The sequence below is a fragment of the Chitinophaga sp. genome (genome assembly GCF_035538455.1).
Lineage (GTDB): Bacteria > Bacteroidota > Bacteroidia > Chitinophagales > Chitinophagaceae > Chitinophaga.
This window is the reverse complement of record NZ_DATLKJ010000255.1, coordinates 1-17,177: the sequence shown is the minus strand read 5'-3', so window position 1 is coordinate 17,177 and position 17,177 is coordinate 1. Positions and strand designations below refer to the sequence as shown.

9 protein-coding genes are annotated in these 17,177 nt (G+C 46.9%); 4 read left to right on the top strand and 5 right to left on the bottom strand.

From position 1 onward, the window contains the following. The first annotated feature begins 51 nt into the window (after positions 1-51). The 3 genes from VM802_RS29620 to VM802_RS29610 all read left to right on the top strand — a co-directional run bounded on the left by VM802_RS29620 (position 52) and on the right by VM802_RS29610 (position 9,242). Positions 52-5,838 carry an alpha-2-macroglobulin family protein gene (locus VM802_RS29620; protein ID WP_325537650.1) on the top strand — a complete coding sequence of 1,929 codons (5,787 nt, stop codon included), beginning with the start codon at positions 52-54 and terminating at the stop codon, positions 5,836-5,838. Between the two features lie 32 nt (positions 5,839-5,870). Continuing rightward, the gene (locus tag VM802_RS29615; RefSeq protein WP_325537648.1) at positions 5,871-6,320 is read left to right on the top strand and encodes an Mpo1 family 2-hydroxy fatty acid dioxygenase; all 450 of its coding nucleotides are present in this window, start codon (positions 5,871-5,873) and stop codon (positions 6,318-6,320) included. A gap of 87 nt (positions 6,321-6,407) precedes the next feature. Continuing rightward, entirely contained in the window at positions 6,408-9,242 is a 2,835-nt protein-coding gene (locus tag VM802_RS29610) for a TonB-dependent receptor (RefSeq protein ID WP_325537646.1), read from the top strand. A gap of 391 nt (positions 9,243-9,633) precedes the next feature. Here VM802_RS29610 and VM802_RS29605 read toward each other — a convergent pair whose 3' ends face one another. The 5 genes from VM802_RS29605 to VM802_RS29585 all read right to left on the bottom strand — a co-directional run bounded on the left by VM802_RS29605 (position 9,634) and on the right by VM802_RS29585 (position 15,583). Continuing rightward, positions 9,634-10,392, bottom strand: a complete 759-nt coding sequence (locus VM802_RS29605; RefSeq protein ID WP_325537644.1) for a hypothetical protein — start codon at positions 10,390-10,392, stop codon at positions 9,634-9,636. 306 nt (positions 10,393-10,698) lie between these two features. Next, positions 10,699-12,279, bottom strand: a complete 1,581-nt coding sequence (locus VM802_RS29600) for a DHA2 family efflux MFS transporter permease subunit (protein ID WP_325537642.1) — start codon at positions 12,277-12,279, stop codon at positions 10,699-10,701. A 163-nt stretch (positions 12,280-12,442) separates the two neighbouring features. After that, complete coding sequence (locus VM802_RS29595) at positions 12,443-13,573, bottom strand: HlyD family secretion protein (protein ID WP_325537640.1); 1,131 nt, start codon at positions 13,571-13,573, stop codon at positions 12,443-12,445. A 26-nt stretch (positions 13,574-13,599) separates the two neighbouring features. Continuing rightward, positions 13,600-14,961 (bottom strand): TolC family protein, encoded by a 1,362-nt coding sequence (locus tag VM802_RS29590; protein WP_325537638.1) that lies wholly within the window; start codon positions 14,959-14,961, stop codon positions 13,600-13,602. Continuing rightward, a complete protein-coding gene (locus VM802_RS29585; protein ID WP_325537636.1) occupies positions 14,951-15,583 on the bottom strand; it encodes a TetR/AcrR family transcriptional regulator in 633 nt (210 codons plus the stop codon). The genes VM802_RS29590 and VM802_RS29585 overlap by 11 nt, the downstream gene beginning before the upstream one ends. Before the next feature lie 1,093 nt (positions 15,584-16,676). Here VM802_RS29585 and VM802_RS29580 point away from each other — a divergent pair. After that, positions 16,677-17,177, top strand: a 501-nt coding sequence (locus VM802_RS29580; protein ID WP_325537634.1) for a hypothetical protein, incomplete at its 3' end; no start/stop codon positions are given.

Below are 17,177 nucleotides of genomic sequence, written 5' to 3'. Positions count from 1 at the left end.
GCGTTCATCATGCTTATAATTTATTTATATTCCCATCATAATCGCCTTACTGTGAAACGTCATCTCATTTTATTTTTATGCCTTGTCTGTGTAACGGCTACTGCTCAACGCAATTTGTCGGGAAGCCGCACTACAGGCCCCGTACACTTTGTATATAAACTAACAGATGATGAAGCCCGCGCTGTATACAAGGAAACTTTACAGCGATCAAAGGCAAAGGCATATGAAAATTTGTTGCATACACTGGTCACCTCTTTCCCGGATACGATACCTTTTCCCTCCTCCCTGCCTCCCGGTAATTACCTGGAAGTACATGCAGACAGGAACGATCTTGTTTACCAGTTCAGACCGGTCCGGAATCTTCACTACAAGATCATCGGCAACGGTCAGACGTCTTCTCTTCTGCTACATAACAACAACGGGTATACGATTACTGACGCAGTTGTTTTAACTGACAAACGGTATGCTACGTACAACGTCGCTACCAGCACGTACCATATCAGCAAAAAATTCAACGGCATTGCTGAAGCACGCTATAATAACGTACTTAATCTCTTCCGTCTCTCTCCCGAAAACAACAACAGATCTCTATCCTGGTGGAAGAAAGTATGGCTGTCATTCAAAAGAAAAATCAACAATCATCGCTATAACCACCATCGGCGCATATATGATTACCGCTCTTACCGCACGCCGTTCAGCACACGGGTTGAATCAGAGAATCATTACGCCGGTTATATGGTTACCAGCAAACCGTTGTATAAACCCCATGACACCGTGAAGCTAAAGGCCTACATCCTCCATAAGGATGGTAAGCCTGTGAATACGCCTTTGCAGCTGCGCCTTTTCACCGACGATCTCGAAACCGATACAATCATCACACTTGTTCACCCTTACATACCAGGCGGTTACGAATACCAGTTTGCATTGAACGATAGCCTGGATATTGATCTGGACGACAAGTACCAGCTTACCCTTGAGCTACCGGGAAAACCTGCGCATAAAGAGAAAAAGCGGAAAGAAGATGATGATGATGACAACGGTAAAACTGCCAACAGGCAAGTGCTGATAAGAAGTTCTTTTACGTACGAAGAATACGATCTGAAGTCTATCACCTTCTCCGCACGCACAGATCAAAGCACGCATACACGCGGTTTATCTGTATCCCTGTATCTGAAAGCAGTTGATGAAAACGGGCTTCCGGTTGCAGATGGCCGGGTATCATTACAAGTACTCCCCGGCAGTATCAGTAACTATCAGCAATCGCCGCTGTTCATCGCTGATACATTGTGGCAACATGAAGTGATACTGGAGCCCGCAGGCGAAACAAAAGTAACACTGCCCGACAGCATATTTCCCGCCGCCACACTGGATTACACCATCTATTGCCAGTTCCTTAACAGCAGCAACGAAAGACAAACACAATCACTGCGCCAGCATTACAACTACCATTCACTTGCGCTTCGGTTCGCGATGCAGGACGACAGTCTCCATATCACTGCGGAAAAGTACGGCAAGCAGGAAACCGTGCAGGCGAGGCTATTACAGCTGAATAACGATGGCGATACCATCAGCAATGCGATAGTAAGACTGCCTTATCAACTATCACCTCAACCTCACATCAACAGCTATAAGGTGATTGCAGATAGTACCACCGCTGATTTCACACCAGACAACAATATCTCCGGGATAACATGTAATACCTCGCGCACACAGGATTCTGTTTTCGTACAGGTCGGCAATCCCCGCCGCCTGCATTTCTGGTACAGCATCTTTGCCAACAACAGGTTACTTAAAACAGGCTATACCGACAGCTTGTATTACGCGGCCCGCAGCGTTACAGCAAAAAACTACCGGGTTGATATCCGGTATATGTGGGGAGATGAAATTGTGACCAACAACTATCATCTGCCATTTTATGATAAGTCATTGCAGATGCAGATCAAGGGACCGGTGGCCGTTTATCCCGGGCAGACTGCACGTTTATCCGTTACTGTTAATAATGCCTCGGGCATTCCTGTAAAAGATGCAGATGTAACTGCCTATGGACTCACCGCCAAATTCAGGACATCAGCCCCCAACATTCCCTACTCCGGTAAAGTCTACCCGAATCCCAGGATACTACCCGGACTGCTGATAAAGCAACAACTGCCGGATAACTTCTCCGGGCAGATGAACTGGGCGAAATGGAAAAACGAAATGTCGCTAGACAGCATCGCATTCTATCAGTTCCTGCATCCTGCCGGTATTTACTACAACACTGAAAATACTTCCGGTGACAACACGCAGCTTGCGCCCTTTGTCATGATAAATGGGAATGCACAGCGGATCATTGATGTGTGGATCGACAATATCCCTGTTTACTTTGATAAGGCTGATTTTGCACCCGTGTATAGTTTCCCGGTGCTCTCCGGTTATCATCATGTGAAGCTGCGTATTTCCGACCGTGAAATCAAAGCAGACAGCGTATATGCGGAATACGGGAAGAAAACATTTGTGAGTATGCAAGGCGATACCATCAACCGGTTGATCTCTTTTCAAAAGATGCCTCCTAAACTGACCCCCTTTGAAAAATCAAACTGGGAGCAGTTCCTGATGCCCATCAATGTCCAACAGCAAAGTCCGCTGATATACATCCGGCAGGATCAGCGGGTACTGCTGCCCGGTACGCGTTCTCCGAGATCATATCTGGCCGGACCATTATTTTCATCCTCTGCTGATTATGTTGTAAAAGGGAAATTTGAACAGCCCTTCAAGCCGGAACAGGATTATGTGTTTACCATTGACAAAGGGCTGGTAAAAGAAAAGGAAGCGCGTACCAGTCACTACTATACAGATCTGTTATTAAAAGACAGGTACACTCCTTCCCTCAGTGACGAAGCACTAACGGAAAACAAGATGGCCCAAAGATGGGAGGACATACAGGATCAGCAGTCGATCACTTATACATTATATCCGTCGCCTTCAAACCAGCCGGCAAAAGGCACGCTCACCATACAGCATCCGCTTAATGTTTCTGTTACAGATCTGAAACAGGTGTTCCTTTACCAATATGATGATCCGGCGTATATACAGGTATTTCCGCTTCATACCACGAGGATGTATAACCTGGCGCCCGGCAGGTACCGCGTGCTGGTACTGCTGAGGAAGAACCGTTATTATATTGGTGAAGATCTCACGGTAAAAGCAAACGGCAATAATTACTATGACCTGCAAGGAGCCACTATCATGCCCTCGGACAGTATCAGTGAAGCGCTTGCAAAAATGATTGCAGAGCAGGTAAGCCGTAGTAATCAATATACCTACACGGCTGTAAGCAGAGAAGATTTCACCATCCCTTTCAATAACCAGTACCTCTCCAGGCACATGGATCGTCTGATAAGCGGTACTGTAACCGATCCGCAGGGCAATCCGCTTACTGGTGTAACACTGTCACTGAAAGGCACCAGTTATGGCACTGTTACGGATCAACACGGCCGCTTTCAGCTGGCTGTTACCCGCAGAGGCACACTAAGGGTGGCGTATATAGGATATATTACGGATGAAGTAAAGATCGATGACAGAAATTATTACCGGCTGGAGTTGACGGAGAGTACGCAACACCTGGAAGAAGTGGTGGTGGTAGGATATGGCGTATCATCAAAGAAATCTGTGACGGCGTCTGTCAGCACTATTAACGGCATGCTGGCCGGAAGGGTTGCCGGCGTACAGATACAAGGAACAGGTTCTCTCAACACCGGAAAGCCGCTGGTGATTGTTGATGGTATCCCGTATGAAGGCAGTACGGAAAGTATTACCAAAGACCAGATTAAGGAGATGAATGTACTGAAGGGTGAGGCAGCCGTTGCGCTTTATGGCACCAGAGCAGCGAATGGCGTCATTGTCATCACGACCAATAAGTCAGCCACCGGCCAACCGGAGCTGACAGGCGCCGCCACCGGCGGCTCTGCGTTGCGTCACAATTTCAGGGATGATGCTTTCTGGCAACCACGGTTACGTACCAACGAAAAGGGAGAAGCGGCCTTCAATGTCACCTTCCCGGATGATATTACCAGCTGGCAGCTGTATGCCATCGGGGCTACAGAGCGCCTGCAAACGGGGATTGCGGGTACCCGCATAAAGTCTTACAAACCGGTGAGCGCTAACCTTGCATTGCCTGCATTCTTAGTGACCGGCGATACGTTGCACGTGATCGGGAAAGTATTGAATTATACACCGGACAGTACCACGGTTGTCCGCACCTTCCAGGTGGATGGCCGGGAACTGCTGCATAGCAGTATCGGTGTACGTAACAGCCGTATTGACACTATTCCCGTTGTTGCGCCCGGAGCGGATAGCATTGGCTTTAAGTACACGATAGCAGGCAGCAATGATTATTTTGACGGCGAATACCGTGCGTTACCAATATTTGAGCAGGGCGTCAGGGAAACGCAGGGATTATTCCTGGCGCTGCATAAAGACACCAGCTTTGCGCTCCCCGCAGACACGGCTGCCCTGCACATTCATGCCGGCACCGGTATGCTGCCCGTACTTCTGGATGAAATTGAGCGCCTGGACAAATATGCCTACTACTGTAACGAACAGATGGCCAGCAAACTGATAGCACTGGTATTACAAAAGAAGATATTCGGGTATCAGCATAAAACATTTAAAGACGATGATAAGATCCGTATGCTAATCCGCAAACTACAGGATAACCAGAACGAGACCGGGCTATGGGGTTGGTGGAACAAAAGCGAAGCAGTATACTGGATTTCCGTTCATGCAACCAACGCTCTGCTGGCTGCCGAAGACGAAGGCTTCAAGATCAACATCAGGAAGGAGTTGTTCACCAGTTTTCTCATTGCCGCACTGAAAAGCAGCGACAATAACAATAAACTTTCCGTACTGGAAAGCCTGGCCCAGCTAAAAGCCAAAGTTAACTTCCGGGAGTACCTCGATACCTTCAATACCAGGTATCTTTCAGGATACGACCGTTTAAGACTGATGTATCTGAAAGTACGTACAGGTGTTCCTGTTAGTACGGATACATTGATTGCCAGGAGAGAATACTCCATGATGGGAAATTATTACTGGGGCCCTGAAAGCTATGATCTTTTCAATAACAGTGTGCAGTACACCCTGCTGGTATATAAGATACTCCGCGAACAGGGCGGCCACGAAGACCTGCTGCATTTCATCCGTTCCTGGTTCATGGAAAACCGCCGCAATGGTTGCTGGCGGAACACCTATGAGTCTGCCTCCATTCTTGAGACCATCCTGCCGGATGTAATGAAATCTGCTGAGCTGCAGCCCGCTACGCTTACCATCAATGACCAGCGCATCACCGCGTTCCCGTATAATACGATCATCAGGAGCGGAACACCGGTAAACATCAGCAAGTCAGGGGGTATGCCTGTGTATTTCACCAGCTGGAAGCAGCACTGGAATCCGGCGCCGGAAAAGGTATCCGGTAAATTTGAAGTACGCAGCAGTTTTGAGAAAGATGCTAAGGAAGTCAATCGGCTTACGGCCGGCACGCCAGTGACGATGAAGGTGGAAGTCGATGTAAAGGCAGATGCAGAATATGTAATGATCGAAGTACCGGTTCCCGCCGGCTGCTCTTATGAAAGTAAGTCGCAGGGCGGCTGGTGGCGCACCGAAGCGCATCGTGAATATTATAAGAACAAAGTCAGTATTTTCTGTAATATGCTCCGTAGAGGAAAACATGTCTTCCACATTTCACTGATACCGCGATACAGCGGATCTTTCCATATTAATCCTGCCAAAGCGGAAATGATGTACTTCCCGGTATTTTTTGGGAGGGAAACAATGAAGCAGGTGGTTATTAGCGGTAAATAATTTATATTTAGTAGGAAGTTAAAACCGCGTCCATGATGAAAACTATTCAACAATGGCTGGATGATTATGGTGCAAGCCACCGTAATCACACCAACAAGCTGATTCACTGGATCTGTGTACCGGCAATCTTTTTCAGTATTGTCGGCTTCCTTTATGCCATCCCACTTGGCAGCACACTGACAGTAGCACACATCGCACTCCTGCTGTTGCTCATTTATTATGCGCGCCTCTCCCCTTCACTGGCAGCTGGTATGTTGATCATTGGTATCGTCTGTCTCTGGCTATGGAGATTGGTAGCCCTTGCCCATGTGGTGATATGGCAGGCCGCCCTTGCCATATTTGTGCTGGCCTGGATCGGGCAGTTCATCGGGCATAAAATTGAAGGCGCCAAACCTTCTTTTTTTAAAGACCTGCAGTTCTTGCTGATCGGTCCTGCGTGGCTGATGAGCTTCATCTATAAAAAAGCTGGTATCAAATTATAACAGCTATACCGTTTACTGGCGCCGGGTTTCTTCGCCATACTTTCCCGGCGTCGTCAATCAACCTGTTTTCTATCTAAATCCCCGCATATGAGCCTCAGACTTCTACCTTGCATAGCACTCCTGTTGCTGTGTCTTTCCTTTGCATTTGCACAAACACAAAAGATAACCGGTAAAATAACGGATGCCGGCACGGGCACTCCGCTGGAAGGCGTAACCGTCAGAGTGGTTTCTGCTGCTACAGGCACGCAAACCAACAGAGACGGGATCTTCGCGCTCAGCGCATCTCCCGGCAGTACACTCGAGATCAGCTATATCGGTTACAATACACAACAGGTGAAAGTGAACGGACAGACGGAGATCAATGTAAAGCTGGTACCATCCGTATCTGAACTGACGCAGATAGTGCTGGTAGGTACCCGTGGCGGCGGGCGCGCCAAGACAGAAACTCCTGTGCCTGTGGATGTGATCAATGTAAACCAGGCGGGGCTGCCCAGCGCACGTATGGAGCTGACATCTCTGCTCAATGCTTCCGCACCTTCCTTCAACTATAACAAACAAAGCGGCAGCGATGGCGCCGACCAGATAGACCTCGCCACACTCAGGGGCCTGGGACCAGACCAGACGCTGGTGCTCGTAAATGGTAAACGCAGGCACCAGACCGCCTTTGTAGCTGTTTACGGGACACGCGGCCGCGGTAACTCCGGCACCGACCTCAATGCCATTCCCGAATCTTCGATCGACCGCGTGGAAATACTGCGCGACGGCGCCTCCGCACAGTACGGCTCTGACGCTATCGCAGGCGTTATCAACATCATCCTCAAAAAAGATGTCAATCATCTCTCCGCTAACATAGGTTATGCCGGATACTATGATCATAAATACAATACCTACTTCAAGAAAGAGCTGAAGCAATATGAGTACGGCAGCGCTATCGACGGTAATACCGTTACCGTTGGCCTGAACTATGGCCTGCCTATCGGTAAGCATGGCGGGTTCATTAACCTCTCCGGTAACTTCCTCAAACAGGGGAAAACATTCAGGCAGGTGCTGGACACGAACCTCAATAACTCCGGCGGGCTTCCCATTAATGCCGGCAGACGCGCGCACGGTGATGGCTCCGTTACCTCCGGCGGCGGTATGGTCAATATGGAAATCCCGTTTGCCAATAGCAAGACGACCTTCTATGCCTTCGGGGGATACAACTATAAGTCATCTGACGCCTTCGCCTATACGAGAACATTTCATGGCTTCTACCCTCTCGCCAGTGCGCACCCTGACCGCTTCCCTACAGATGCAGCCGGGAATCTTATCTTCTACCCCAGTATTATGAAAAGCATTCCTTCACCAGGCGGGGCTGATCCGGATACCGTGTTCAATCCGCATATACAAACACGCATCCAGGATGTATCGGTGGCAGCAGGTATTAAAGGCACCACCCGCGGCGACTGGGGATGGGACCTGAGTAATACTTTCGGTAGAAATGATTTTCATTTCTATGGGGATAAAACGTTCAACGCCTCTATGGGCGCCAATACGCCCACTCACTTTGACGACGGCGGCTATTCCTTTCTGCAGAACACGGTGAACCTTACCTTCACGAAAAGTATTCCAGGTATCGGGGAGGCTTTCAATCTTGCACTGGGCGGAGAATACCGCTATGAAAACTACAAGATATATGCAGGTGAAGAAGCATCGTATACGAACTATGACAAACGTCCTGTGGTAGAGAAAGCTACAGGAGCGCAGGGCTTCCCTGGTTACCGGCCTACTGATGTTGTAAGCGCCAACCGCTCCAACTTCGCGGCGTATGTGGATGCAGAATGGGACATTACCCGCAAGTTCCTGTTGGGCGCGGCAGTACGTGCAGAGAATTACAACGACTTTGGTTTCACGAGCAACTATAAACTGGCAGCGCGTTACAAGGTAGCCAAGGATTTTAATATACGCGGCTCCGTTAGTACGGGTTACCGTGCACCTTCCCTGCAACAGATCAACTACAGCTCCCAGTTCACCAACGTACAGGGCGGCCGTATCTCGGAAGTGAAGGTTGCTCCCAATGGCAACCCCATTACCAAAGCGGCAGGTATCCCGGATCTGAAGCAGGAGAAATCCCTGAACGCCAGTCTCGGTTTCACCTGGAAACCTATACCATCATTGACGATTACGCTGGATGGTTATTATGTAAAAGTGAAAGACAGGATCGTGCTTTCCGGTCAGTTCAATAAATCTGACAGCACCCTTGATCCTGCCTTCCTGCAGGCACTGAAAGATCTTAGCATCGACAACGCCCAGTTCTTTGCCAACGCGGTGAACACCAGCAACTACGGCCTTGATATGGTGATAGACTACAATAAAAAATGGGGCACCCAACATTTCAGGGCGCTGTTTACCGGCAACGTACAACACATGAATATTGACCGCATTAATGTGCCTGATAAGCTGAATGACAGCTACGTACACCGCGGTGAATTCTTCAGCGACAGAGAGCAGAAATTTGTGCTGGCTTCCGCTCCTCCTGCCAAGCTGGGGCTGAATCTTGAATATGGTATCAATCAATTCAGCATAGGTACCCGTTTAAACTATTACGGAAAGATTGTGCTGTTAGGTTATGGCTATGTGGGTGATCTCGGAGGTACAGGTATTAATCCACAGGTAGCGCTGGATAAAGACGGAAGTATTGTGCCGGAGCAGTTTAACTACAATGGGAAACTGGTGGTAGATGTTTACGCCAATTACAAAATCTCTTCCCATATCAGCTGGTTCCTGGGGGTTGACAATGTGTTTAACCAGCACCCCGATCTGGGTTATGTACCCGGTGCGAAAATGTCCGCTTATGACGGTGAAACGGGCGGTCCCTGGGATGCAGTGCAGATGGGCTTCAACGGTATGAGGCTGTTCACAAAGGTGGCACTGAACTTTTAACTGTGATTTGTGTGATTGTTCTGATTGTGCTGATTTTCCTGATGAGCGAAGAACAGTAAGTATGATGATGATGGTGAAGGTGAGCGAATATTAAGATTGATAAATATGGCGACGTCGTTCCGATAATGGGAACGACGTCGTTGTTTATACGTGTGATACAGGCATGATCCGTACAGGAAAGTGGGCTTATACGTGGACTTGATACCGACATGATCTGGACATATCCTGGGCACGTGGCATGGCAATAAAGCGGGACAGGAAACTGTATGGGGATGTATCACACACATGCAAAGGCAACCGCGGGTTAAGTCTGCGGTTGTGAAGGAGGTGTATATGTTTCAATGGTTGTTATGGTTGTTCATCAGTAGGCTATTGGCAGGCGGGAGGTCGTTTATTCCCGTTGAATGATGGGAAGAAAGAGCGGGACAGATGAAGTTATTAATCTTTTTTCTGGTTTAGAGCCGGGCCGCTGCTGACGGGTTGGTTTATGCAGGATTTGCCTGGTTTGCGGAGGCTGTACGGCGATAATATCTGCCGCGAGGTACTTTGCATTATGGGAAGGAACGTCACCCAGTATACCTCTTATTTGCAGGATGACTACCAGTGTTCCTTTGCCGGGGACGTCCACATCACAGGCTGCGCCTTCGAAAGCGTCTCCGGTTTTTAGGAGGAGCACGGCACTTTCGGTACCAGTTACCTGGTGCGTGGCGAAATGGATACGGGCGGCGATCACTTTTATTTCCAGGGCGCTGATTCCTTTGCATACCGGTAATGTTTGCGGCGGAATGTGCAGGATGCCATTCCGGGAGAGCCTGGGAACCGAAGTAAGGAACCGGTCTGTTCCTGTACGCTGGTTGAACCGGAAGCCGGCGATGCAGCTGGTGTCCTTGCCAGCGGAGGGGATGAGGGCGCTGGTCAGCCGGTTGATATGCCCACTGTCGCCATGCACATCCAGCCTGCCGGAGAAAGTGTTGCGGATAAGTGCGCCTTTTCTGCTGGCGAGGCCAAATCGCTGTGCTGCTCGGCGGGTAGCGGCCGTTTGCCGGACATTGGCGGGCATGCTGCGCAGGAAGTATTCGTTACTGCGCCGGTAGCCGATCAGGTTACCAAGTTTGCCCGTGAAGGTGAAGAAAGAAGTTTGTTTTGCCATGACAAAAGATACTGATGTACCTAAATATAAGATTATCAGCGGCAATTGTTTTGAGGCCGGATTGAAGATTATCTAACAGCGGGAGCAGGAAACCCAGAGAATATCCAAACCGGGAGTATGAGGCATTAGATAGCCGCTAAGGCCAGTCGAGCGACAATTAGAAAATGGCGAAAAAGTACTGCGCTGACTTTTCATGCTCATTATTATCTAAAAAAGAAAAGCTCCGATGAATATCGGAGCTATTTACCTAAACCTACAACTGTTACACTGTTATTGCAACAATAATTTATGCTGTGGAAGCGTGCACTAGTGCGCTGCAGAAGTGTCCACTTTTCCTTGTTGTTTATTTCCTTTTACAAGCAGTACGAACGGAATACAGATCAGGAACATGAGTCCCAGGTAGAGGAATACGTCCATATAAGACATTACTGCGGCCTGTTTGGTGACACTGAAATCGAGCATTTTGTAGCCACTGCCCAGGGCGGATTTGGTATCCATTCCCTTTGCAATGAAATTATGTTCTATTCCATGCAACCTGTTCATTACATCCGGGTTGTTTACATCCAGCTTGCCTACCAGTTCATTGCGGTAGAACATATTGCGTCTTGCCATAAAGGTGGTGATCAATGCCACACCGAAGGAGCCGCCCAGCTGACGCATCATACCGGTGAATGCAGCTCCCTGGCCAATCTGCTGTCCTTTTAGTGACGACAATGCCAGTGTGGTGATCGGAATAAAGAGCAGTCCCATACCTATCCCGCGTACGATCAGCATCCAGAAGAATGCGTCGGAGCCGGTATCTGCGGGGGTAATGATCTTATATCCCCAGAAGCTGTAAACGAAGAAGAGGAACATACCGGCGGCTACCAGGTATTGTTGCGGAACCCCTCTCGACAGCATCTGACCGATGATCGGCATCATGAATGCCGTAGTAAGCGCCGCGGGTATCATCAGCATACCGGATTGTGTAGCGGTCCAGCCCAGAGTTCCCTGTGTATACATAGGAATGATGAAGGTGGAGCCATACAAACCGAAACCGAGAATGAAAGACAATATTGTACCTACGCGCAGATTACCGTTCTTGAGCACCCTCAGTTCCACGATGGGATTTTTGTAGGTGAGTTCTCTCCAGATGAAGAAGAACAGGCTCAATACTGTAGTTACGGTGAGTGTGGTAATGATCGGATCATTGAACCAGTCGTCTTCCTGTCCGCGTTCCAGTACGTATTGCAGGGAGCCTACTGTAAGGGCGAGCAGTATGATACCGAGGAAGTCTACTTCGTTTATGGATTTCTTCTCAGCATATTTCGGGCTGCGCACAAACTGCAAAGTGAGCAGGGTGGCGATAATACCGATAGGGATGTTGATGTAGAAGATATAAGGCCAGGAGTAGTTATCGGTGATATATCCTCCGAGAGGCGGACCGAGTGTGGGTCCGATGATAACGCCGAGGCCGTAGATAGCCTGTGCGATACCGCGTTTTTCGACAGGGTAGCTTTCAGTGATGATGGTCTGCGATGTTACGAGCAGTGCACCACCGCCCACTCCCTGGATGAAACGGAAAAGGATCAGTTCCCACATGGCGGTAGAGTTACCGCAGAGGAATGATGATATAGTGAATATGATGATGGATGCGGCAAAATAGTTACGACGGCCAAACTGCTGTGATAACCAGCTGGTCATCGGAACGATGATTACGTTACCGATTGCATAAGCTGTTACCACCCAGCCGATTTCACTCAAAGTGGCGCCCATATTACCACGCATGTCATTCAGCGCCACATTCACGATAGTGGTATCGACTATTTCCAGCAGTGCGCAGAAAATAGCGGTGATCGTGATGATCACCCTGCGCGAGCCGTATTCTACCAATGATTCTTGTTGCATGCAGCTTTTATTTTGAATGAATGCAGTATAACCAGGAATTAATAATTAATGCGAAGCTGTTCCTTTCTGTTGGTTAAGATTAATGCTGTAGATATTTGTCCGTTGAATTACATGGTTTCCACTAACTATTAATCCCTGGTTATGATGCAATCATCATATATGATTAGTTAAGATGCACGTCTACCAGTACGTTCATACCCGGGCGCAGCTGTTTTACCAGTGTGTTATTAGGGTCGTTGAACTCGATTTTCACCGGTACGCGCTGTACTACTTTTACGAAGTTACCGGAAGCGTTATCCGGAGGCAGCAGGGCGAATTTAGCACCGGTTGCGGGTGCAAAGGAAGTTACTTTAGCTTCCAGCGGTGAATTCGGGAATGCATCCACGTGTATGGTTACGGCCTGGCCCAGCTTCATTTTCTCCAGCTGCGTTTCTTTAAAGTTGGCCACTACCCAGGGGATATTGTCCATAACAACACTGAAGAGTGACTGGCCGGCAGCAACGTACTGACCTGGCTGTACATAGATCTTAGACAGTATACCATTTTCAGGAGCGGTGATTACAGTATAAGACTGGTTCAGCATAGCATCGTCTACATCTGTTTCACGTTGTTTGATGGCTGCGTTAGCCAGGTTGATCTGCTTGGAAGTAGCACTGCTCTGAGAGCTCACCACGTTGCTCTGGCGGCTGGCGGCAGCTTTCTGTCTTGCCAGTACGTCCAGCTGGCGTTCTGCAGTTTGTTTTGCAGCGAGCGCCTGTTCATATTGCTGTTGGGTGATGGAGTGATCCTTGATCAGGTTGGCATAACGCTCGAAGTCCTGATTGGCTCTCCAGATATTTACTTTAGCAGCTTCGATTTGTGCATCGATGGTACCCACGTTAGCCTGCGCAGTGGAGATTCCTGCTTCCGCAGCCATAGTAGTGGCTTCAGCGGCGCCGAGGTTGGCCTGGGCAGTTGTCAGTGCGTTCTTAGCCTGTTGTACTTTAATAGCGAGATCGCGGTCGTCCAGTATCACGAGGGTATCACCTTTCTTTACGACCTGGTTATCTTTCACTCTTACTTCTTTCACAAAACCTGATACTCTTGGTATTACGGGGCTTACATTAGCATCGATCTGCGCGTTATCTGTTTCTTCATGATGTTGTGCATGAACGTATTTGGTAATACCAAATGCGCCGCCACCAATCACCAGTACAGCCAGCACGATAACGAAACCTTTGCTGCGCTTTTTAGGAGCGGGAGTTTCCTGCATATGATTATTAGTAGTTGTTGTAGCTTTTGTTTGCGTTTCCACAGCTTTAAAGTTTATTTGGTTTGGTATTATTTGTTATTATCGAGAACGCCTGCGGCCTGTAACAGTTTATTGTAGGCAACCAGCGCATCTGCCTTGGCAAAAGCATAGTTAAGGTGCGACTGTAAATTGGCTACGTCGGCATCCAGCAGATCTGTTGTGGTAGCGAGGCTGTTGGCGTGTTTATTTTTTGTGATGCGGTAGTTCTCTTCAGACTGTTCTATCGCTTTGATATATGTATCCATTTTCTTGTGGCTCAGGAGATAGTTCTCGTATGCCTGGTATACCTGCATATGAATGGCATCTTTCAGGTTAGCTTCATTTGCTACGACTTGTGCAAGCTGTGCTTTTGCGCCGTTTACCTTTGAGCCGGTCTTCCAGAGAGAAGATAAACTGTACTTCAGTCCTACGCCTGCATTTACTGCATTGGTAATGGTAATTACATTGGGCACATACGCTGCGATGTAACCACCTGTTACTGCCAGAGAAGGATAATATTCGCCTTTCACGCTTTTCACCTGGGCAACAGCAGCTTTCTCACGGGCATCCAGTGCACCTGCATCTTTACGTTGCTGATACGCCAGTTGTTCAAATTCGGCAGCGCCTCTTTTATCCATGCTGTTGTTGTCTGTTTTGAATACAGTTGTATCCAGCTGGAGTACGGTGTTGTCTGGCAGGCCCAGCATGATGTTCATGTTGAGGTTGGCCACCTTCAGGCTGTTTTCTGCATCCATGAGTGCGAGTTCATAATTGGATTCCTGCAGTTCGGCTTTTAAGAGGTCGTTGCGTGCGAGGAGTCCGTTTTTTTCCATGTTGGAGAAATCGGTCACCCGTTGTGTGGACTGTTTGATGTTTTCTCTCACCAGGGCTACAGATTGCTGTGCCTTATATAAATTGCTGTAGGCGGCGATGGTGTTACCGATTACTTCTTCCCGGTCTTTACCAGCGTCCAGCTTTGCAGCTACAGCGAGGTAGCGGGCAGCTTCTTTGCCGCTCTGTATCATCAGGCCGGCGAAAACCGGGACAGATACATTGGCAATGCCGTAGGCAGCAGAGTTTACTTCAGGAGAAGCTGGTTTGGAGCCGCCGTTACCGGAGCCGCCGCCGCCCAATTTGAGGTCAATGTTTGGCTGCGTGAGGCGCATGTAGCTTCCGGAAACACTTACGTCCGGCAACTGGCGTTCATTCGCAGTTCTTACGTTGGCAGTGGCTTCTTCAATTTTGGCCTGGCTTACTTTCAGTTGTTTGCTGTTTTGAATACTCAGCGATATGGCTTCATTTAACGAAAGCGGTTTTACGCCCTCTTGTGCGGTTGCTGCCTGGAAAAACAGTGTCAGCAGAAGTCCCGATGTAAGCGCATATAATCTTGTGTATATGCTTTTAGAATTCATGTGTAAGGATTGCTTTAAACAATTTTTTTAAATGCGTACTTAAGCGGTTTTTTAAGTATTCCCTGAACTCATCCTCCGTCATATCTTTAAACTCGGGGTCCGCTCTGAGGATCAGTGAGGCAGGGATGATCTGATTTATAGTGCCAAAGAGTGTTGTCAACAACAACATCACATCTACATCTTTATAAAATATCCCATCAGCCTGGGCATCTGTAATAATCGGCTCCATCAGGCCCAGCATTTCGCGCTTCAGTTGCCAGATCAGGTCTCTCACGGGGCTCTTGTCCCTGTTCAGTTGTTCCCGGCTCATGATACACTGGAAATACTGTTCGTTCAGCATCTTATTTATGTACCTGTCAATCAGTGAATACATCTTTTCCAAAGGAGCCATTGTGTCGTTCTTCAGCAACTCATCAATAAACACACGTGACGCTTCCATCCTGAGCCTGAATACTGCTTCCAGCAATTTTTCCTTGGATCCGAAATAATAGGAGATCATGGCAATGTTTACATCCGCTTCCTGCGCTATGTCTCTTACAGAAGTGCCATGAAAGCCTTTATCTGCAAACAGCCGCTCTGCTACTAAAATGATCGAAAGCTGTTTCTCGTTATACTCTTCCATGTTCCTTTTTGATTTGACATAGCAAAGTTAAACAAACGTTTAATTAAAACAATCGTTTATTTAAATGTTTGTTTAAATTTTTATTACATTAACTTATTAAGTATTAAAAATCAATATTTTAATATTAAGAGGGGGGTTGGAAGATTTGAGGTAGTCATTATAGCAAGGGCGTATTTAAGGTTTAAGACACCTAATAATCGCTCTAGCTGCCACCATCTGGTTTATAGTATAAACCACTTTACGAACAAATGCTTTGCAACGGTAGGCCACTGCCGAGCTTCATCGGAAAAACATTTGTTCATAAGGCGCTTTTATTTTCGCGGAAATGTGTTTGTTTTCCTTTTCACCAGCAATGATCTTTTTACAGAAATATAGCGTTTATAGCTACTGATGCTTGCGAGGAAAGAAAACCGCATTTGTTGACTTTCTTTAAATGCCGGTATTTAGCAGTGTACAAAAAATATTGCCAGCTTCAATGAACAGTCCTATATTTAAAATCTAGGACTCAAAATATAGCTCTGTTTGGTAGGATAAAAGTGTATATCATTGTTTATTATTTGTTGCCCGTTTCGTATTAGCTAACTATACTGTAGAAAAACCAATTAATGAGGCCCAAGGTACTATTTCCTGATAAACATATCGATCTTAACTATAGAGGCCTATGAATGGCCTATCTGAAGCAAAGTCTTGGACAAAGAATCGTGAAACAAGTAAAACTCTATTTTAAATATCACTTAAACATATAGCATTAATTCTATTTTTTAGCTCCTAAACTATTAATACTTATGAAAAGAATTACGGTTTCAGTAGTTATGACGCTACTTGCTATCTTATCTTTCAATACCGCTCAAGCTGTGCAGTGTTATTGTATTGAGTGGATTATCCGGCCCTATGAATTTATTGCATGGGAATATTGGGCTAGTTCAGGTAATTGTAGTCGCCCTGATACAGGTCTCGCATTAGGAAGGCACTATCAAAATAACGTATTAATAGATTTTCATTATAGAGATTCAGCTGGCGCTTATTACTATTGTACTCACTAATGACGTCATATTGAGAAATATTTATTTGTAAAAATTTTAGTAATTGAGTTATGAAAAGTTATCTCTCTTTAATTATTGTAATTGTATTTATCAGTTGCAATAATAATTATAAAAAGGAAACATTACCGCAGAAATCCGAATCAGAAAATCTTGTTAAGAAAGATAAAGATGATGCAGGGATACAAAGCTCTAATCTGGCATACAAACAGCTGCCTCCTTTAATAAAATATTTGACATCGGAAGAAACGGGTATTGTTGATCCAGTCCAAAATATCAAAGAACAAGAAGACTTTTTGAATCAGGGTTTCCCTGTAGGAGTAAAATTATTGGAATGGAAAGAAAAACAAGGTAATTCTTGGCAAAAGGCAGATAGGATGTATTTGGAATTTATCGATCAGCATAAGGATCATAAATATGTAAGCGACTTCAGACAATATGGTTCTTACGTAATTCTAGTGAAGTTAAATTTGTTGGCTGAAAGCTCTGCGCAAGGGTTAGAAAAAATTTACTTTTATTTAAATGAGCTGGTAAAAGCGAATAGTATTAATACA